Here is a 21,150-nt window from a genome sequence, read left to right as displayed (position 1 = left end):
AGAGGAATCGGAAAAGCGGGCTATGCCCGCCTCTCGCGATTCTGCTGTTACTTGCCGCCAAATACGGCGTTCACTTCGTTCATCAGCTTTTTCGCGCCTTCGTCGACGCTGATTTTACCAAACGCTATTTCTTGACCGACCTTTTCAATCGAGCCTTTCCAGTTTAGAATCTGGGGACCGCTCGGCGGGAAGGAAATTGCGACGCCTTCCAGCTTATTGATTGCCTGGATCAAATCGATGTTCTTTTTATCGCCTTCCGACAGATCCGCCGTGGACAGCAACGCTTCCCGCTGTTCTTCGGTTGGGAGAACCCCCCGGGTCGTCTTTAGCACTTTAGCCGCATCCGTGTCGTGGACGAAGAAGTTTAGAAACTTAGCTGCTTCCTCTGGATGTTTTGTAGTTGCGCTGATGGAAAGCACCTGGCTTGTCCCCGGCAGCACGGTTCTTCCTGTTGAGGCACTCTGCGGCATCATTACCATATCGAGCGTATTTTTAGTCTGACTCTGAAACCGGCTGAATGAACTTGAAGCGATCGGCACAAAGGCTGCTTTGCCTTTGACAATCAGCGAGTTCGCGGAGTCATCGGAGGTCGCGGACAGATCGGGCGGAGCAACGGCATTTGCCGCTCTCAGATCGGCCCAATACTGATAGTAGGCTTTGATCTGGTCCTCGGTGAATGTGTACGATTTTGTGTCGTTTGGAAACGGCTCAGGAGCATCCAGAGCTGTTACGCCAAAGATTTTAAATACATCGAAGGCAACCGAGGAGTCGACCGCACCGTAAACTTTGCCACCTGATTTCTCGGAGACTTCCTTGAATTTGGCAGCCAAGTCGTCCCATGTATAGGGTGGCTTCGGAGGCTCTACGCCCAGACTGTCGAGTAATGTTTTATCGTACAAATAGGCATCTGCAGCAAGTCCAATGTAAGCGCCGACCGTCTTCCCGTCCATAGCGACCGATTCCATCGTCGTCTCGTTCATGCCTTTCTTATCGAGCACGCCGTCCAAAGGGAGCATGGCGTCGACACCGAGCCGGTTATTGATATCCCCGGTCGACTGGAAAAGATCCGGCGCACTATTGCCGGCGACCTGGGCTTGCAGCTTGGACTCGTAGCCGTCGAAGCCGGAATATTCGGGAAGGATTTTAATGCCGGGGTTTTTTTCTTCGAAAATTTTAATTGCTTCAAGTGTAGCGGTGTGACGGTCTTCCGATCCCCACCAGGCGAAGCGCAGCTCTACCGTTTCTTTGCCGTTGCCGGTATCAGCATTTTCCGTACCGGTGTTCGAACAAGCTGACAGCGTCAGCAAGACTGCGGAAAGAACGGCAATGGACCATGTTTTCCGTTTCATAAGATTGACCTCCTGTTGAGTAAAGTTCTGCTTACATTTCAAAGTTTAAGATAAAGCGCTTTCAGATTATAGATAAAGGAACAACTAAAACCAACACGATTCAACAGAGAAATCGCTTTCTAAGTGAATCACTTGAATTGGGACGGTTTTACTCCGGTATATTCTTTAAACAGCTTACTGAAATAATGAGCGTTTTTGTAGCCGACTTGTTGCGACACTTCGTAGACCCGGCTGCCGGGAACGAGCAGAAGTTTTTTTGCGCGCTCCATCCGCTGCTGGGTCACGTATTCAGAAAACCCTGTTCCTACCGCTTCCTTAAACAAAGTACCTAAATAATTTGGCGTAAGAAACACCATTTGAGCGATGTCCTCTAGTCGTATTTCCGTATGAAGATTACTTTCAATGTAATCGAGGCACAAGCGAATAGCCTGGCGGTTCTTTTTGTCTACGGCTTCCGGAAGAAAGTCCACCAGCCGTTTGTAGAGGGCTTTAATCGGCGGGAAGATATCGTCGGGATGACTATGCTTCCGTATTTTGTTTAAAATGCCCGAGTATTCAGGGGCCAGAGAATTTGCCGTCTCATTACGCTCATAAAGAATCAAGGAAAGCAGCATGATCAATTCGCTGCTTAGTTTATGGATATAACCGGCCGGATATAGAGTCTGCGACTTTTTGTATTCTTGGTGGAGACGATCCAGATACTGTTCAACCAATTGGCTGTTACGGGCATAAACTGCATTTAACAGTCTCTGACGTTCTTTGAGTGGAAATAAAGTCTGACCGTTTTCAAACGTTTCCTCCCGTCCGCCGACAGGCTCGCCGACAGAAAACAACCTGAGTTTCATCGCCTCGCGTGCTTCCTGAAATGATTTGGGTATTTGGTAAGAAGCAGTACATAGCTTGCCATAGACAAAGCGAAATGATATACGATGACTAACCTTAATTCCATAACCAGCTTCATCCAAGGCCGGTTCAAGTTGAAATGCAGCGTCGGCACTGGAAAAGCTTATAATAAGAATAATTCCTCTAGCATTATAGAGCAGTCCGACAGGATAGCCGCACGATTTTGCAGCATCGCAAACTTCCCGCCGAATCAATTCCATGTCAGGCACGGCCGTGAGTGCGGGCTCCACATAGCCGATAACCGTTTGGTAATAGGGTGCCTCCATAGGCAGGCCTATAAATTCCATAAGTTCTGGTTCATAGTCTCCGCTTAACATGCTGAACAGCAGACGTTCTTGCAAAAGAGGCAAACTTTCTTTCAGTTTATTCTCTACCCGTATCGTCTCATTAATTCGTTCCCTCTCTTTGGATATCATATCAGTCAGCCGTTGGAGCACCTTGACGATCGAATCCAACTCAACTGGTTTAAGCAAATATTCAAATATGCCGTAAGAAATTGCCTTTTTGGCAAATTCGAACTCCTCATGACCGGTAAGTACAACAATTTTACTGGGGTAATTCATGGATTTAAGTGCTTCGGTTAACTGGAAGCCGTCCATGATCGGCATTTTTATATCAGTAAAGATGATATCAATCGGCGTTTCGGAGTCTGAGAGCAAGTCCAACGCTTCTTTTCCGTTATTTGCAAAGCCGACAACCCGCATGCCGTATTCCCCCCATTCAACAGCGTCTCTTAATCCCTCCAGTACAAAATCTTCATCATCTACAAGCAGCACGCGAAGTTCGCTCATTGTGTCTCCTCCTCCATGTGTCGATACAATCGGCGGGGAAGCCTGATCTGTGCAAGTGTTCCCCGTTCTACATTTAAGTAACTCAGACCGTAAGAATGCCCATAATGCAGTCTGATCCTTTCATTTACGTTATGAATGCCGTAGCCAACCGATCCAACCCCTTGTTTCAACGCCTCATTTAATAATTCTGCGTTTACACCGGTTCCGTCGTCCCGGATTTGGAAGATTAGATCGTCCTCGCAGCAGTATCCGGTGACTTCGATTCGGCCTGCTCCCTTGCTGCTGGCAAGTCCGTGGACAAAACAGTTTTCCACTAAAGGCTGCAGAATGATTTTGATGGTTTCACATGAAAGCATACCGGAATCAATATGCTGAACGTAAGTGAACCTGTCCCGGTATTTGTGACGCATAATATGAATGTAAGCATCCAGGTGGGTAAGTTCGCTGGACACCGTTGTCAACTCCCGGCCTTTGTTAAGGCTTAACCTGAAAATTTTCCCAAGACTTGCAGTCATCGAGCTGATCTCTGGCGCTTTATGCTGGATTGCCATCCAGTTTATCGCATCCAGAGTATTGTAAAGAAAGTGAGGATTAATCTGGGATTGAAGCGCTCGAAGTTCCATTTCCCGAAGTTGCTTCTGCTCACGCTCACGGTCTTCCATTAATTCTCGAATTTTGGACGACATATTTAGGAATTTCTCATTCAGTTGCCCGATTTCGTTAGTATAGTCTGAATCTAGTTCAATATTAAAGTTGCCATAGCCGACCTTGTTCATTTGCCGAATCAACCGCTTCAGCGGCTGGGTAACTGACCGTGAGAACAATACCGCGCCAATTACCGCGAGGATAAAGCAACCAGCAGCAACAAGCAGTAATCGGGTAAAGAGAGCTGGCATACCTTCGATTACATCGGCATAGGGTTTAAAGCGAATGATTCGCCAGTGGAAGTCGTTAGGTGAACTGAAAACGCTTAAATATTTGCGATCTCCAAGCTGAGTGAGCGTATATCCCTGTCTTTGATCTGCAAAGGACGCTACGATATCGTGCGTGGCCTTGTCAGACAGCTTTGCTCCGGAGGTATTATAAATCTCATTGTTCTCATCGGCGAAATAAAGCAGGTCACCATTCGATGAACGCCGTTCCGCCAGGTCTTGGAAGCTGCTAAAATGCAGATTGATAAAGACATAACCGAGCTGAGTTTCGCCTTTAGTAATTTCATGAAAATAAGTTAAAATGTTTGAATTTGTTCCGTCGCTGCGCATATCATTTTGGCGAGGTGGGATAAATCCTTCTTTGCGAGACTCAACGAAAGACCAGAAGGGTTTTTCCACGGCTCGGCTTAGCTCATAAAAACCATTTGGATTAGAGTAATTGTAAATGCCGAGTCGGTCGGTTACAATCATGATTTCGCTAATATCGTTTCGGGAATATGCCGCATTTGATAAAATGCGTGAGGCAATATCGTTGTTCCGAATTTGCTGATATATGTCTGAACGATCGGTTTGTTGAAGGATCGAGGTCACCTCCGGATTAATGACAATCGATAGCGCAGTGGCCCGGATTGAAGTCATTCTTTGGTTCATCTGGGAGTTCGTCTGCTCCAGCTCGGACAGTGAAGATTCACTTAGCTTTGAAGAAATCAGCCTAGATGTTGAGTAGTAGACAACAATGCTAAGTAGTGTCATCAGAGTCAAAATAAGCAGACTCAGCATGACAACCAATGTTGGTTGCAGCCTTCGTGTCTTAAACCAATACATACGCATATGACCTCCTGCTTTGCAATTGGTTATTAGAATAGCATTCTCGCCCGAAGAAAACCATGAACAATTATTTTAAATTGTATGTAATAATTGAAAACAACGAGGAATAGATTCACTTTACGAAACAAAAGTATGGGAGCCTACGAGTTTATTCTAAAGAAAAGTGGTTTTAAGTAGTGCCTAACAATTCAACGATAAATACCAATTATCTCGAAAATAATTGTTTCAATCGGCAAACGTCTCGGCCAAGAATTGAAATCTGTTGTCGAAATGGGTCGGCGAGCGTTCATTCCTTGACAGGAATATTCTGTTTTATGTATATTTTAAGCGATTGGTACAATAAAATATTGGAGTTAGGAGGTAGCCATACAGTGCGATTTCGGGGATTGAAAGAAGCCCGAGTCGTTGATAACTAGAGAAATGCCCACCTCTTATTTAGGAAGTGAAACGTGCTGTATGGGAAGTGAAATCATATGGACACAGCGGTATTAAGCGCCCTTGCGGAATCTAACCGTTTGCACATTGTTGAATTACTGCGTGAAGGCCCACTCACTGTCGGGGGAATAACCGAGCGGCTCGAGCTGCGGCAGCCTCAAGTATCCAAGCATCTCCGCGTGCTTCTTGATGCGGGAATCGTGGATATGCAGGCTGACGCCAATCGGCGGATTTATCAGCTGCGGCCGGAGCCTTTTCAGGAGATGGACGAGTGGCTGGATTCCTATCGTCATATATGGAACGAGAGGTTCGACCGCTTGGATGCTTATCTTCAAGATTTGATGAATCCCAAAAATAAACATTAGTAAAAGAAAAACTGGCGGCATAGGGACGTTCCCTTTGCGGCCAGTTTTTCTTTAAGATTAGAAGTTGACAGACACTGAAAATATTCAAGAAGCGGGCTACCGGATGCCTCAGGTCGACATGTTATTACGGCTTATTGTTCCACAACAATGAACGCCCCAACTTAGCAATCTGTGAGAAACTCCCGAACCTGGAAGATGATATAGTACTGGTAAATAATACTTTAAGGCGGGGAGTTGATTGCGAGAGATGGGGAAGATCATGTTAACCATGCAGCTGTCGCTGGACGGTGTAGTATCGGATGAACACCTGTGGATGATGCTGAGCGAAGAGATTTTGGAAGATTACTTGGAGTATTACAATACGGTAGATACAATCATAGTGGGTAAAAATAGTTACGCCTCACTGGCCCAGTACTGGCAGCAGGCGGAAAATTCGTCCAATGAGCTGGAGCGGGCGATAGCCCGGCGCATGAACGAAATTCCCAAAGTGGTTATTTCTCATTCCGAAGTGGATTTAGTATGGAGAAACTCGGAGCAAATCGTTGTCAAAGACGACGGGGAGCTCGCCCGGGAACTGGAAGCGCTCAAAAACCGCGTAAATCAAATCTCCGTCGAGAGCGGCGCAAAGACATGGCAATCCTTCATCCAAAATGAGATATATGACGAGCTGTGGCTGCTCGTTCATCCGGTGATCGCTTCCCGAGGCGACAGATTGTTTGCTCTGGCCGACAAGCAACGATCCCTTCGGTTAACCGGCAACAAAACGTATAAGAACGGTGTGGTCGGACTACATTATCAAAAATAATAGCAAGTTCGATTGAAACTTCACAGGCTTATCGCTAAAAAGATAAGCCTGTGTTATTTGTGGTGTGCCTGATTAAGTCCGGTTGTATTCATTCAGTTTGGGCGCCGGTTTCCGCTCTGAAATATAGGAGCCAGCCAAGGTCAGCAAAGTTCCGATGATCGTGGCCCAGGTGATTTCTTCCTTTAAAAAAAGCGCTGAAGCTGCCACGGTGATCACGGGAACGATATAAATGTATACGCTCGTTTTCACCGCCCCAAGAATGCCGACCGCCAAGTTCCAGGTGACGAAGCACAAAGCGGACGCCCCCAGGCCCAAGAATAACAGGTTGGCAAGTATCGACAGATCCAGAAAACGCTGCATTTCAAACTTGAATTCGTACGGTCTCAGCAAGGGCAGCATAAATAGCAGGCCATAGAAAAAAACTTTACGCGTTGCGCCGATTGTGGGGTGCTTCAATTCGCTGATTTTTCGCATGATGACGGAATACACCGCCCAGACCGCAGAAGCGAGCAGAGCCAAGAGGTCGCCGATCGGATGTACCTGCAGCAGGAAACGGCCGTTGAACATGATGAATGCGATCCCCGTCAGGGCAATGCCAAAACCCGCTATGAATGGCCCGGTTAAGGGTTCGTCTTTTAACAAAAAGTGAGCCAATACCGCTGTAAAAAAGGGCACGACCGATACGATGACGCCGACATTGGCGGCCAGAGTATAGGTCAATGCGACGTTTTCCAGAAGGAAATATAATGTTACGCCGCAAAGTCCAGCCGCAACGAACAGCAGTTCCTCACTCCAAGACTTGCTTTTGACGGGATGCGGGTAGAGCAGGAAGAGAAGGACGAATCCAAGGGTAAAGCGGAAAAAAAGAATCTCTATGGGAAGAAAGTCGGTCAGCAAAATTTTAGTGGAGACAAAGGTGGTCCCCCAAATGATGATCGTTGCTGCCGACAGGAGATGTCCGAACGTCATTCTACGCTGACCCCTCATACCGGAACATCCTTTGCCTGCTGCGGTGCGGTTTCGTTTTCGAATATACGCATATACTGCTTGGGCGTCAAACCGATCAACCGTTTAAAGAATTTGGTGAAATGGCTCTGGTCGCTAAAACCGCATTTCAAGGCAGCTTCCATCGGGGATACTCCCCACTCCAACAGCCGTTTTGCCTGGTTGATGCGAATTGTCTCCAGGTAGCTGTATGGGGAAATCCCCTTTTGCTTGGTAAAAGATCGCAGCAAATGGTATTTGCTTAGTCCCGTCAGTTCACTGAGCCGATTTAGCGTGATGTTTTCAGTGAAGTGAGACTCCATATATTCGCATACCGTTCTGATTTCGGCACTCGGTTCATTGGCGGACAAATGGGGCGTGGCGTCCGAGTTATCCCGAAGCAGTTGCTCGATCAGAAGCAGGAGCATTTCTTCTTTATGAAAACTCGTCTCCTCTTCCATTAACAGTTGGTGCAAATCGTGCAGGTATCCGGCAAGTTCGCTGCGATAAAGAACCGTTTGAGAAAAACGGGGCAAGTAGGCCGTTCCCGTAATTTCCTGCACGTACTGGCGCATGACTCCCGGCTCAATATTAATGCAACGATAGTCCAGCGATCTTCCGTCGACCTGTTCGCAGGCGTGGGGTTCGTGAAGGTTAAAAATAACAACATCCCCGCTATTGATGATATACTCCTTCCGATTGCACGAGAGCAGACGTTTGCCCTGTTCTATAAAGCCGATAACGTAATAATCGTGAAAATGGTTAGGAAATTTCTGCATTATTCCAACAAAGCGGTAAGCTTCCACGTTTAAATCAGGATCGAAAACAACGGTCCTGATTTCGCACACATTGCGTGTCAACTACGTTGCACCTTCTCTCTTTACGAATGATGTTGTCATTATAATACATGAATTGAAACGATTCTTGTATGATGTTGCTGCCAACAGCCGCGCAAAGAAAAGCCCTTTCTTCATCCCATACGAGCAGGAAGAGAAAGGGCCTTGCAATCTCCATGTTGGTTTATGTTATTCGCTTGCTTCCATTTGCAAGCTTTCGCTTTCCAACGCCCGTGGCTTGGCGGGCAGGTCATACGCTTCGCGGATCAGCGAGAAGTAGTGATCGCCGCGGACGATTTCATATTCCGGACCCAGCACGTCGCTCATCCGGACAACGTCTGACGGCGTCATGCTCCAGGCGAGCAGGCCGAGGGAGACGAACAGCGGGGATTCTCCATCCCAGCCGGCCTTGGCCTCCTCCAGGATGCGCAGGCCGTCCTGAACCGTGCTGATGCCTTGGATTGTCGAAACCGGCAGCGAATCGTGCAATATTTCGACGCCGTGGCGATCCTCCCAGCTCAGGAACAGGCCGGGCGCTTTGTAATAGCGCTCGTAGGCGCGGGCGTAGGATTCGCCTAATGGGACGTTTTCGCCGTCAATCCGGTTCAGCACGTAAGGAAGGCCCATGCCGGTTTTTTGCAGGTACTTGTAGGACTGTTTCAAATAATCGGCGAAGGTCGCTTCCGGCCAAGCTTCCGGATAAAAGTAGCCTGCGCCGGAAGGTCCGGCGATAATCAAGTCATTCTCTGTCGCCGTTTTCCGGTAATAGTTCAGCATCGCCGGCGCCGCATCATACAGCAGCGGGCTCGAGGTCCAGTTGATCGGCACCTCGCCGCGGGCCGGATCGTCCCACAGATTCCGCATCTTGTGCTGGTTGTACTGGAAGTTGTCGCCCTCGCTGAACGTATAGGTGACGTAGATTTTGTTCTCCAGCTCGGGCGCCCGGGGAGCTTTCGCTTTGACCGGCTGGACTTTGGTGCCGGAAAAAACGGTCAGATTACTAAACCAGTCGGCGGCTAGCACATATACCCCGTAATTGGACGTCACTTCTACCGAGCTGAATTCGCCGGCAACGTCGTTGCTGAACCAGCCAAGGTAAGGCGTGCCCGGCTCGACCTCGGACAGGATTCGTTCAAACAGCGCTCTCTGCTGCGGATCGTTCACTTCAAGCCAGAACACCATCGCCTTGTTGGCCACCGCGTAATCGCGGAGGTAGCCGTAAGGCTCCTTCTGCTCGGAGGACGGCGGCCCAACGTTCCCGGCCGATACCTTGTATTGGTTCCACATGACGACGGAGGCGGTCAACTCGCGTGTACCTTCCGGCGGAGTAAACCGGTAGACGAAATAACGCCCGTTGTCGGCGAAACGATGCCCGCCGTCCCCGGCGGAAACCTGTGAGTCCTGCCGATCGTACAGGAACTTCTCCTCCTCCGGTGTGCCCGGAATGAACTGCGCGATGATCTCCCCGTCCGCCTTAACGACAATTTCGTGAACGGCAGGGCCCCAGCCGTCCTGAGTAAAGGCATCATCGAAACGCAGATAAACCGATTCATCCCCCAAAAATCCGGATAAATCAAAATCGTACGTTCGTTTGTTGCTGGCGTCGCGGATCTGCTCGGTTTCTTCCGCGATCACTTCAAACGATTCGGGCAGCACCGGCGGGATGCTGATCGAGGTGTTTGGGCTGAGCCCGACCAACATACGGTGCGTCGTTTTGCTCCATAAATTTTCGTATTGCCATGTATAGGCATCCATGCGGTCCTTGAATTTGCCGCGAAGATCGTCGGCCACCTTCAAGTTATAAGGGGAAGCCTTAAGCCGCTCTGCCAGTTCAGGGCTGGCGACGACGGCGTCCTTCAGCCCGGCCAAAGTTGTGGCAACGTTAATCGAGTCGGGCACCTCCGGGTCGTAGATGATCATGCCTTTGACTTCATTTTTGTATTTCCGAACAAGATTCCAATAATCGTCGTGCAGCGTGTAGGGTACCTGGAGATCGTTCAGCCAGGTCAGCTTGCCTTCTTCCTGGCTCTCCAGCAGGTAAATCCGCGGCTCCGTGCGGTTAACGACCCCTTGCAAGGTGGCTAGCAGCAGCCGGATATCGCCGGGAATTTGGTACACGTCAGCGACATCAAGCCGCTTAACCTTCGCAAAGGTTGGAAGCGCTTGCGATTTGGGCCAGCTGATGGAGTTCTTTTGCGGCTGCGCTGAGGATTGTGCATTGACTGAGGTGGTGCCTAGGGTTAAGGACAACGTGCATAACAATACGAAACATGTCATCGTCAGCTTTCGAATCAAGCTCGTTCACCTCGGATCCTCTAATGTGGAGCCATCGTTGGCGGCCAGACGTTCCTTCCCTCCTTCTTCGGCTTTTTTGCACGACAACACCTGAATAATATGTTAAATATATCTAATTATCCTTGTCAAGCAGCCAAACAACATAAATGAAATAAATGCTACTTTAGTACGCCTTGATTAGACGTATGGAATTAAACAATTGACTAAATGACATAAATGATATAACTTGTGGAGTAGGAGAGATTAAAGATAGGAGAACCTGCGATGCAAAATGAACGAGTTCCGTTATATATGCAAATCCAGCAGCATTTTAAAGATTTGATACAGCAAGGACAATTAAAGGAAAACGACAAAATCCCCTCCGAAAAAGAACTGATGGAGCAGTTTGACGTCAGCCGGATCACTGTCGCCAACGCGCTGACGCAGCTGGCCAAGGACGGATGGATTTACCGTATTCCGGGAAGGGGGAGCTTTGTCAGCGAAAATATCAACGAGCTGCTGGGCGGCCCCCATGTCCATGAACCGGGTTCGGGGACGCGCATGGAGAACGGCGCAGGCAGCGCCGGCGGTACGAGCGGTATGGGCAGTGTGGCCAATACGAGCCTAGTGACCGCGGGAACGGCCGCAGCGGCGGACAAAATGCTCTTCTATACCCCAGATACTGCACCGCCTGGAGCTGAAGGAAGAAAAACGATCGGCCTCGTTATGCCGCTTCTCGTCGATTATTTTGGCATCCGCCTGATCCAGGGCATCAACAACGTGATCGAAAACAGCGGATACAGCCTGCACATCGTGCTGACGTACAACTCGATCGAACGGGAAAAAGAGGCGATTCAAGACCTGCTCCGCAAAGGGGCGGCGGGGCTGATCATTTTCCCGTGCGACGCGGAGACGTACAATGAGGAAATCCTGGCGCTGAAACTCAGCGGCTTTCCGTTCGTGCTGCTCGACCGGTATTTGCCGGGGATCGCCACGAATGTGGCCCGCAGCGACGGCCTGATCGGCGGGCAGCTCGCTGTCGATTATTTGTGGGGCCTCGGGCACCGCGATATCGCCATCTGCTCCGATTCGCCGCTGCCGACGATCACGGTCGAGGACCGGATTAATGGCTATATGGAGGCTTTGAAGCAAAAAGAGGCGATGATTAATCCGGCGCTCATCCTGACCGATTTCAACGTCGATTACAGCGGCATCGACAAAACGCACCCCCTGTACCGGTTTATCAAAAACCGGATCGCCACGGCCTACATTACGCTGAACGGACGGTTGGGGCTGCATATTTATTCGATTTGCAAAGAACTCGGCCTTCAAGTTCCGAAGGCCGTATCGATTCTTACCTTTGACGATCCTTCGCCGGGCCTGCATGAGTGGGGCTATTTTTCGCATATTTCCCAATCCGAAGTCGAAATGGGGGAGGCGGCCGCCAACATTTTGCTGCAAATTTTCGAAAATTCCGACAATAAAGAGCCGGGTTATGCCAAGGTCATTTTGCAGCCGAAGCTGCTCGAAAGCCAGTCCACCGGCCCGCTGATCCACGAGAAGCGATAATCCAAGCAGCCTGCGAAGAATTCGGGCGTCTGCATGATCCACCATGGCAGGCGTCTTTTTTATGTGAAAATTAGCGATAAATGATATATCTAATATCTTGACATAAATGATATAGTGAAATATATTTAATGATACAAATGATTGGTTGAATTGTAAGCGTTTAAGTGCAGGCGGAATTTGGTTAAGGAGGTCAGAAGCAGGTATGGAAAAAACGGCAGGACGGGAGGGAAGCTCTTCTTTCCGGTGGGGGCAGGGGCGCCGGCAGACATTTGGCAGGCATAAAGATGCTTGGATCGCTGCGGTCATCCTTGTGCCGATGTTTTTGTTTTGGCTGGTCGTCTCCGGTTTTCCGACGTTGTTCGGCTTTGGGCTCGGTTTTTTTGAATGGATCGGTCTGGCGTCCTCACCGAAATTCATCGGGTTCGATAATTTCATTAGCTTCTTTAACAACCCGGTTTATACCGAAGCCTTGTGGAGGTCGGTGTGGCTGGGCGGGCTGGTGACGGTTATTACGCTGGCGGCGGGCTTTGGGGCTGCGTTGCTAATGAATATGCCGCTTATGGGCAAAGGCTTTTACCGCTCGATTTGGTATATCCCCGCCGTAACGGCGACCGTAGCGACAACGCAGGTGTTCAACATTTTTTTGGATTCGAATAACGGGGTCATCAACAATTTGCTGAAAGCGCTGGGCAAGGAACCGATCGTATGGCAGTATTCCGTATCCTGGGGTATTTTCTGGATCGTCGTTTATTCCGTCTGGAAAGGCGTTGGAGGAGCGGCGCTCATCTGGCTTGCCGGGCTCCAATCGGTCGACGTGTCGCTGTACGAGGCGGCGGAGATCGACGGTGCGGGGCGTTGGGGGAAATTGCGCTACGTCACGCTCCCCGGCCTGAAGCCGATCGCGACCTATATCGTGATTACCAATCTAATCGCGGCGATTCAAATCTACGAACAGGTGCTGTTCATTACGAACGGGGGGCCGTACGGGCAAACCGAAGTGCTCGTCTTCCGCATTTACCGCGACGGGTTCTGGGACTTCAATCTGGGCATGGCCGGCGCTTCGTCTTTGATTATGGCGGTCATCGTGATCGTCATCACCGTGTTGTATTACAACTGGTCAACCCGGACGGACAAACGGACGGCGATTCCGATCAAACCGGTTAAAAAGGGGGCGGGAAACCATGCCGGAAACGTTAAGCGCGAAGTTTAAAAAGCAATGGAAGCCCGTATACCTGCTGGGTCATATCCTGTTGCTCGGCATCGGCCTGATTTTGCTCTATCCGCTGATTTTCATGGTGCTCGCGGGATTTTTTACAAAAACGGAGTTTACCTCTACTGTGCTCGGCATTTTCCCGATTCCGAAAGCGCCTACGCTGGAAAATTTCAAGGCGCTCGTCGTCGGCTCCACCGACGCCGCTGTTACGACCTATTTGAAAAATTCGCTCATCCGCACGGCCTACAACACATTTTGGGCGATCCTGACTTCGTTTTTGGCCGGTTACGTATTTGCACGGCTCCGGTTCAAAGGAAGGGATACGCTGTTTCTAATCCTGCTGGCGACGCAGATGATCCCAGGCACGCTGGCGATTATTCCGACGTATCTGGAATTTGCCCGTTTTCCGTTTGCCGGGGGCAACCATATTTTCACCGGGGGAACCGGCATTTTGAACTCGTGGTGGATTTATTTGATCGGCGGGCCCGCCATCAACATCATGGGCACGTTTTTGGTGAAGCAATCGCTTGAAAAAGTTCCGCTGGAAATCGATGAAGCGGCGATCGTCGACGGCGCCGGGACGGTCCGGCTGATTTTTCAAATCCTGTTCCCGCTGCAGCTTCCGATTATGGCCTTTATCGCCATTACGACGGCGCTCGGTACGTGGAACGATTTCATTACACCGTTTTTCTATACAACCAGCGACAATTTGCAAACGCTTCCGGCGGCGATTACGAGATTGTCCTCCGTCGGGGCCAGTCCGGGCGCGGTGATCAACTATCCGATGATCATCACGCTGAGCCTAGGCATTACGCTGCCTGCATTGCTGATTTTTGCCTTCTTCCAGAAGTACATCGTCCAGGGTTTGGCCAACACGGGGATCAAAGGGTAGGTACATGCGGCCTGCCTGCTTTTTGGAGTGTATGTCGATACACATGATTTCTTAATAAATGGAGGGGTACGAATGTGGCTTAAAAAGATGAGCGCCATTGCGCTTACGCTTATGTTATCCATCGGTTTGGCGGCTTGTTCGTCAGGGGGGAGTGGAGCAGCCGGAGGCAACGCGGGAACGGGCGATCCCGGCACGGCGCAATCGGAAGGCGGCGGCGCGAATACGCCGGAGACTTCGGGCGGCACAACGATCACCGTACTGAATGAAGGAGCCGTCGGCATCGGCGTAGGGGTACTGAACGATTTGCTGGAGAAAAAGAAGCAGTCCCTCATTAAGGATGAAACGCAAAATCCGCGCATCACGGAGGAGGATTTCTCGTATACTCCCGGCCAACCTCTGAAAAAAGCCGGCGTATTCCCGTATTACTACCAATCGATCATCATCGATAATCTCAAGAGCAAGAACATTACCGTCAAAACGGAGGATTGGGGCTGGGGCGAGCCGCTGATCCAGAAACAAACGGCCGGTTTCCTGGCGAAAAACATGCCCGATATCATCGTCGGCGAAACACAAATGCCAGGTTTTGCCCAGCAGGGCTTGCTGGAGCCGTTCCCGGAGGAGATGGCCAAGGAAATTCGCGAAAAAACCGCCCCGGCAGCTTGGAAGCCGATGGAATATGACGGGAAAATTTATGGATTCGCCTCCCAGCCGGGCGTCAGCAGCTTGTTTTGGAACAAGAAGCTAGTGCAAGAGGCCGGCCTCGATCCGGACCAAGCGCCGGTAACCTGGGAGGAGTTCGCCGCCAATGTGCAGAAGGTGACGGAAGCCGGGGGCGGCAAGTTTTACGGCGGCGGGGTGTACGCCGGGCCAAACGCGGGCGGATATTTACGGTACGGCACGCTGCTCGTCATTAACGGCGGCGGCTTTGCCGACGATCAAGGCCAGCCTGTATTTAACTCGGATGCGAACGTGGAAACGGTGCAATTTCTAAAGCAGTTGAATGCGGGCCATCCGGCCGGTCTGATGGTTAATACGAACGAGGGCACCTATTTCGACGCCTTCAAAAAAGGGCAAATCGCCTACCTGATCGACGGCCCCTGGCGCGCGATCGAAAGCGCGCAGATCGGCATCGATTACGGGATGGCGCAAATTCCGTTGTCGCCGGACGGCCAGCCCGGCAACATTACGATCGGCGCGGCCTTCCACGCCGTACCGAAGGACGCGAAAAACAAAGAGGCGGCGTTCGAATACATCCGCGCGATGTACAGCGAGGAAATTCAACAGCTGATCGCCGATACCGGGGTCCGCTCGCCGGTGCTGAAATCGATCGCCGAATCGGAAGGCTACAAGTCCGCCCATCCGGAGATGTACCAGCATTATCTGGCCATGTCCGGCAATGTGCAGGGGCTGCCGACGTTCGCGAAGGAAGATTCGAAGGTGTGGCAAATGTTCGGCGACGCGGTCACCAAATCGCTGATGACAAACGGGGACATCAAGACGATTTTGGACGAAGCGCAGAAAAAAGCAGAGGCGGTTACGAAGTAAGGCGGCGAATAAAGGAGAGAGTGATGCAGCATGCCATATGAAACAAATCAGATCATGACGCAAAGGGCGAAACAACGGCTTTCCAAGCTGGAAAGCTGCATATATCAGCCTGTGGAAGCCTTGGCGGTCACAGCTTGGGTTACGAGGGAGCCGGTCCCCTACGCGGAGCGGAAAAGCGGAAAGCCAATGGAACTCAAGTCCGGAGATAAGTGGGGAGAACTGTGGGATTGCGCCTGGTTTCATTTTCGCGGGGAGGTTCCGGAGGCACTTGCAGGCAGTAAGGTGGTACTGCTGATTGATATTAATGGAGAGCTATGCTTGGTCGATGCAGAGGGAGCTCCTTATCAAGGGTTAACGAACGTCAGTTCCGGGTTCGACTACAGCTTGGGGCGTCCCGGCAAGCGGGTGGTGGACGTCAGTCCCGCGGCTAAAGGCGGGGAAACGATCGATTTGTGGGGGGACGGCGGCAACAACGACCTGTTCGGAGAGTTCCGGAGCGGGACGTTGAAGGAAGCTTGCATCGCCGTCTGTCATGAGGAAGCCCGGAGCTTGTATTACGACCTGGGGGTGCTGATCGAGCTGGCCGAGCAATTGCCGGAAACGAGCGCAAGAAAAGCGCGGGTGCTTCAAGCCGTATACGAGGCGGCGAACCTGCTGGCCGAAATCAACGACAGGACGGTACGGTTGGCTCGGGAGCGGGTATCCGGCGAGCTGGCGATGCGGGGCGGCGATCCGGTATTGACGGTCAGCGCGATCGGGCACGCGCATATCGACCTGGCCTGGCTATGGCCGATCCGGGAAACGATTCGCAAAGGCGCGCGGACATTTTCTACGGCGCTTCGCAATTTGGAAAAATACCCGGACTATGTGTTTGGCGCCAGCCAGCCGCAGCTGTACCAGTGGATGAAGGAGCATTATCCGCAGCTGTACGAGCGAGTGAAGGAGCGCGTCCGGGAAGGCCGCTGGGAGGCCCAGGGAGCGATGTGGGTCGAGCCGGACACGAACATTTCCGGAGGCGAGGCGCTGGTACGTCAGATCCTGTACGGAAAACGGTTTTTCCGGGAGGAGTTTGGCCAGGAGATGAAGGTGCTGTGGCTGCCCGACGTGTTTGGCTATACGGGGAGCCTGCCGCAGATATTGAAGAAATCCGGCGTCGATTTCATGATGACGCAAAAATTGTCCTGGAGCACGTATAACACGCATCCGCATCACAGCTTTATGTGGGAGGGAATCGACGGGACGAAGGTATTGACGCATCTTCCGCCGGAGGATACGTACAACAGCCCGGCCGCGCCGCGGTCGCTGGCGAAAATCGAGCAGAGCTACCTCGACCGCAACGTATCCGGGCACGCCCTGATGCTGTTCGGGATCGGCGACGGGGGCGGCGGCCCGGGCGAGGAGCATCTGGAGCGGCTGGCGCGGGAGAAAAACCTGCTTGGCCTGCCGCCGGTCGTTCAGGAACCCGCGCTCGCGTTCTTCCGCCGCTTGGAGCAGGAGGCTGCGCGTTTCCACACCTACCGCGGCGAATTGTACCTGGAAAAACACCAGGGGACGCTGACGACGCAGGCCCGGAACAAATGGTACAACCGCAAGCTGGAAAAAGCGCTGCGTGAGCTGGAGTTCGCGGCTTCGCTGCTGTGGGCGCTGGGCGGCGTGGCATATCCGGCGGGACGGCTTGAGGCGGTTTGGAAAGAAGTGCTGCTGTACCAGTTCCACGATATTTTGCCGGGCTCCTCGATTACGAGGGTTTACGATGAGTCTTTGGCGCGGTATGAGGCGCTGCTTGGCGAGGTCCGGCCGATGATCGAGGAGATGTACGGTAGGGTTGCCGCTTTGTCCGGTCTGGCGGATGGGCCGGTGTTGTTTAATTCGCTGCCGTGGGAGCGGCGGGAATGGGTGGAATATGGTGGCCGCTGGCATCGGGTAAGCGTACCGGGGATGGGCTGGCGGTCTTTGCGGGAGGCGAGCGCGGTAATGCTTGAGGTTCGCCCGGAACCGGGGATGGGGAGTGAAGTGCTCGTGGCCGAGGAGCGGCGGCTGGAAAACGACCGGCTGGCGGTCTGCTTCCATGAGGACGGCAGCATTGCTTCGCTGTACGATAAGGCGGCCGCGCGGGAGGTGCTGCCGGACGGCACCAGGGCCAACGTGTTTATGGTGTACCACGACGACGGAGATGCCTGGGATTTTCCGCGCGATTACCGCGAAATGGTCGCGGGGACGATGGAGCTTGTCAAGGCGTCGGCTTATGTGCAAGGGCCGAAGGCGGTGATCGCGCAGGAATACCGGTTCGGGAACTCCATGCTGACGCAGAAAATCAGCCTGCTTCAAGGCGGCGCTACGCTGCAATTTGAAACGGAGTGCGATTGGCGGGAGTCGGCGAAAATGCTGCGGGTGGCTTTTCCGGTGAACATCGCCAGCGAACAGGCGAACTGCGAGATTCAATTCGGCGTCATCAAGCGGCCGACGACCCGGAACAATCGGATCGAATTTGCCCGGGACGAAATTTGCGCCCACCATTACATTGACCTGTCGCAGCCCGATTACGGCGTGGCGCTGCTGAACGACAGCAAATACGGGCACAGCGTGGACGGCAACGTGATCGACCTGAACCTGCTGCGCAGCCCGGGATATCCGGACCCGGTTGCCGACCGCGCGCAACACAAATTTATGTATGCCTTGTACCCGCATGCGGGCGACTTCATCGAGGCGGGCGTCTACCGCAAAGGATATGAACTGAATGTTCCGCTGATGGCGGTGGAGCCGGGTACGGCTGTTGACGGAGAGAATGCTGGGGAGAACGGTGCCCGGATCGGCGGTGGAAATGTTGGCAAAACCGGTGGCGAGACCGTCGGAGAGAACGGCAGTAAGATCGTTGGCGCGCAAGGTGACAAGATCAACGGCGAACTGGTCCGGCTGCGGCAATTCGTGCAAATCGATCACCCGCACGTGATGGTGGAAGCCGTTAAAAAAGCGGAAGATAGCGGCCATTTGATCGTCCGCCTGTACGAGACGGCCGGGGCCGGAGCGCGGGCCGGGCTGGCGTTTGGGTTCGAATGCTCCGCCATTGAAGAAGCCGACTTGCTGGAAAATCCGCTCCGTCTGCTGGCGGAGGAACAAAGAAGTGTAAACCTGCAATTTACTCCGTTTGAAATCAAAACGATCCGCGTCCGTTTATAACGGGCGTTAAAGGAGGAGCGGCGTATGCAGAGTCAGGGACGCGAGGAGGAACGCACGGGCTTTCAGGAGGGAGGCTCGTTCAGCCCTTCCTACGATCTGCAGACGGATTTTGTCATGGTGTACGGGATCAATGAATCGATGCCGCAGCGGATTCACGAATGGGCGGACCGGGGCTACCGGGTGCATTTGATGACCGGCGTGTCGTGGGGCGGGTATCAGGATTATTTGAACGGCAAGGCCGATGGCCGTCCCCATTGGGACGAAGCGCAAAAATACGAGGACGGCGAAACGATCATCCACGGTACCTCGGCCGACATCCCGTACATGGTGCCGACGATCGCTTATGCCGATTTCCTGGCCGGCCGGATTCGCCCGGCCGTCGATGCCGGGGTGGACGCCATTCATTTGGAGGAGCCGGAATTTTGGGTCGAGGGCGGGTACTCTGAGGCGTTCAAGCGGGAGTGGCAAAATTTTTACAATGAGCCGTGGATCGCTCCGCACGCGTCGGAGGACGCGCAGTACCGCGCCTCCAAGCTGAAGGCGTATTTGTACGCCCGCTGTCTGGACCGGATCTGCTCAGCGCTCAAGGAATATTCGCTCGTTCGCTATAACCGGCCGCTGCGCTTTTTCGTGCCGACGCACAGTCTGATCAACTATGCGCAGTGGCGTATCGTCAGCCCGGAATCGAAGCTGCTGGATCTGCCCTCGATCAACGGCTACATCGCCCAGATCTGGACGGGAACCTCCCGCACGGCCAACGTGTACGAGGGGAAGCGGGCGGAACGTACGTTTGAAACGGCGTTTCTGGAATACGGGATCATGCAGGAACTCGTGCGGGGAACGGACCGCAGCATGTGGTTTCTGCATGATCCGATGGAGGACGATCCGAAGCGGACCTGGGCCGATTACCGTGAAAATTACATCAAAACGCTGACCGCATCGCTGCTCCATCCGGAAGTGTCCCGCTATGAGGTGGCCCCCTGGCCGAGGCGCATTTTCGAGGGGCGTTATCCTTCCAAAGACGGCAGCGGCAAAGAGGGGATTCCGGCCGACTACGCCACGGTGCTGCTCACGGTGATGAATACGCTACGCGACATGGCTCAGGCGGATGTGGAGATGGACGGAACCGGTGCTGTGGCCGGCGTTTTGCTGGCGGATTCGGCCATGTATCAGCGAAAGCGCATCGGCGTGAAAACGGCCGGGTTCCTCATGAAATATGACGGAACCAATGAGGTGGAGCTTACCGACGAGGACGCGGTGGAACTGCTCAACTTCTCCGCTTTTTACGGCCTGACGCTGCCGCTGGTCAAGCACGGACTGCCGGTCAGACCGGTCCAGTTCGACAACGTCCGGCGGTTCCCGGGTTATCTGGACGGTTATCGGCTGCTGGTGCTGAGCTATGAGTTTATGAAGCCGGAGTACCCGGATCTTCACAGTGCGCTGGCGCAATGGGTCCGGGAAGGCGGGACGCTCATCTACGTCGGCGACGACAGCGATCCGTATCATCGCGTGCGGGAATGGTGGAACCGCGGCAAGCGGAAGTATACTTCCCCGCGCGAGCATCTGTTCGAATGCCTTGGCCTGAGCGCCGATGCCCCGGAAGGGCTGACGCCGGTCGGGGACGGCTTCGTTTCCTATTTGCGCTTGCGCCCGGAACGGTTTGCGGAAAGCGCCGAAGGGGCGGAGCGGCTGCGGCGTGCCGTGAGGGAGGCGCTCGCGGCTTTGGATGGCGGCGATTCCCGGGTTCGCTGGGAACCCGCGCATTATTTTAAAATCCGCCGGGGCCCGTACGTAATCGCGTCCGTGATGACCGAATCGGTGAGCGATTCGCCGCTGGAGCTGAAAGGGCGGTTTGTCGATTTGCTGGATTCGGGACTGCGCGTCGTGGATCGTGTTACCGTACAACCGGGGAAACAAGTGCTGCTCTACGATTTGGATTATGCGGGGGCGCCGCGTTGCGGAGTGATCGCCGCTTCCTCGCGGGTCGAAGATTATACCGAAGACGATCGGACGATTTCGTTTGTGGTCCGGGGGCCGCGGCCGCTGCAAGCGGTGGCCCGCGTTCGCTGTGGGGCGAAACCTGCGGCGGTGACCATGCTGGCCAGCGGCAGCGGCGGAGAACCCTCGCCGGCGCAAACCGGCATCCCGCTTCCCTTCGCTTGGGATGCGGCGTCCCGCACCCTCCTGGTGTGTTATGAGCATGCCGAGGAGAAAGCGCGTATTACGATCCATAAAAGTGCGTGATCAAAAGC

At 52.9% G+C, this 21,150-nt stretch carries 14 protein-coding genes; 8 read left to right on the top strand and 6 right to left on the bottom strand.

Annotated elements, in window-relative coordinates:
• Nucleotides 1–47: 47 nt before the first annotated feature.
• From ACLD72_RS05785 to ACLD72_RS05775, 3 genes are all read right to left on the bottom strand, one after another.
• A complete protein-coding gene (locus tag ACLD72_RS05785) occupies nt 48–1,349 on the bottom strand; it encodes an ABC transporter substrate-binding protein (RefSeq protein WP_411001788.1) in 1,302 nt (433 codons plus the stop codon).
• A gap of 128 nt (nt 1,350–1,477) precedes the next feature.
• Nucleotides 1,478–3,043 (bottom strand): response regulator, encoded by a 1,566-nt coding sequence (locus ACLD72_RS05780; protein ID WP_411001789.1) that lies wholly within the window; start codon nt 3,041–3,043, stop codon nt 1,478–1,480.
• The gene (locus tag ACLD72_RS05775; RefSeq protein ID WP_411001790.1) at nt 3,040–4,800 is read right to left on the bottom strand and encodes a sensor histidine kinase; all 1,761 of its coding nucleotides are present in this window, start codon (nt 4,798–4,800) and stop codon (nt 3,040–3,042) included. Before ACLD72_RS05775 ends, ACLD72_RS05780 begins: the two co-directional genes overlap by 4 nt.
• Before the next feature lie 476 nt (nt 4,801–5,276).
• On the opposite strand from ACLD72_RS05775, the gene ACLD72_RS05770 reads away from it, so the two are divergent.
• Nucleotides 5,277–5,603: an ArsR/SmtB family transcription factor gene (locus tag ACLD72_RS05770; RefSeq protein ID WP_411001791.1), complete on the top strand. Its 327-nt coding sequence runs from the start codon at nt 5,277–5,279 to the stop codon at nt 5,601–5,603.
• A 259-nt stretch (nt 5,604–5,862) separates the two neighbouring features.
• Entirely contained in the window at nt 5,863–6,408 is a 546-nt protein-coding gene (locus ACLD72_RS05765) for a dihydrofolate reductase family protein (RefSeq protein WP_458475608.1), read from the top strand.
• A gap of 72 nt (nt 6,409–6,480) precedes the next feature.
• Here the strand turns inward: ACLD72_RS05765 and ACLD72_RS05760 are convergent, their stop codons facing one another.
• From ACLD72_RS05760 to ACLD72_RS05750, 3 genes are all read right to left on the bottom strand, one after another.
• On the bottom strand, nt 6,481–7,377 hold the full coding sequence (locus tag ACLD72_RS05760; protein WP_411001793.1) for a DMT family transporter: 897 nt from the start codon (nt 7,375–7,377) through the stop codon (nt 6,481–6,483).
• Nucleotides 7,378–7,391: 14 nt separating this feature from the next.
• Nucleotides 7,392–8,240 carry an AraC family ligand binding domain-containing protein gene (locus tag ACLD72_RS05755; RefSeq protein WP_411001794.1) on the bottom strand — a complete coding sequence of 283 codons (849 nt, stop codon included), beginning with the start codon at nt 8,238–8,240 and terminating at the stop codon, nt 7,392–7,394.
• A 177-nt stretch (nt 8,241–8,417) separates the two neighbouring features.
• Nucleotides 8,418–10,523 (bottom strand): GxGYxYP domain-containing protein, encoded by a 2,106-nt coding sequence (locus ACLD72_RS05750; protein WP_411001795.1) that lies wholly within the window; start codon nt 10,521–10,523, stop codon nt 8,418–8,420.
• A gap of 264 nt (nt 10,524–10,787) precedes the next feature.
• On the opposite strand from ACLD72_RS05750, the gene ACLD72_RS05745 reads away from it, so the two are divergent.
• The 6 genes from ACLD72_RS05745 to ACLD72_RS05720 all read left to right on the top strand — a co-directional run bounded on the left by ACLD72_RS05745 (nt 10,788) and on the right by ACLD72_RS05720 (nt 21,142).
• Nucleotides 10,788–12,071, top strand: coding sequence for a GntR family transcriptional regulator (locus ACLD72_RS05745; RefSeq protein ID WP_411001796.1), 1,284 nt, complete (start codon nt 10,788–10,790; stop codon nt 12,069–12,071).
• Between the two features lie 202 nt (nt 12,072–12,273).
• Nucleotides 12,274–13,281, top strand: a complete 1,008-nt coding sequence (locus ACLD72_RS05740; RefSeq protein ID WP_411001797.1) for a carbohydrate ABC transporter permease — start codon at nt 12,274–12,276, stop codon at nt 13,279–13,281.
• Nucleotides 13,253–14,176, top strand: a complete 924-nt coding sequence (locus tag ACLD72_RS05735) for a carbohydrate ABC transporter permease (RefSeq protein WP_411001798.1) — start codon at nt 13,253–13,255, stop codon at nt 14,174–14,176. The genes ACLD72_RS05740 and ACLD72_RS05735 overlap by 29 nt, the downstream gene beginning before the upstream one ends.
• A gap of 72 nt (nt 14,177–14,248) precedes the next feature.
• On the top strand, nt 14,249–15,721 hold the full coding sequence (locus tag ACLD72_RS05730) for an extracellular solute-binding protein (protein WP_458475607.1): 1,473 nt from the start codon (nt 14,249–14,251) through the stop codon (nt 15,719–15,721).
• A gap of 30 nt (nt 15,722–15,751) precedes the next feature.
• A complete protein-coding gene (locus tag ACLD72_RS05725; protein ID WP_411001800.1) occupies nt 15,752–18,898 on the top strand; it encodes an alpha-mannosidase in 3,147 nt (1,048 codons plus the stop codon).
• A gap of 24 nt (nt 18,899–18,922) precedes the next feature.
• On the top strand, nt 18,923–21,142 hold the full coding sequence (locus tag ACLD72_RS05720; RefSeq protein WP_411001801.1) for a hypothetical protein: 2,220 nt from the start codon (nt 18,923–18,925) through the stop codon (nt 21,140–21,142).
• Nucleotides 21,143–21,150 lie beyond the last annotated feature (8 nt).

It is taken from the genome of Paenibacillus lacisediminis, from assembly GCF_046567315.2.
The sequence above is the reverse complement of the archived record's forward strand: the minus strand, read 5'-3'. Positions and strand labels throughout refer to the sequence as shown.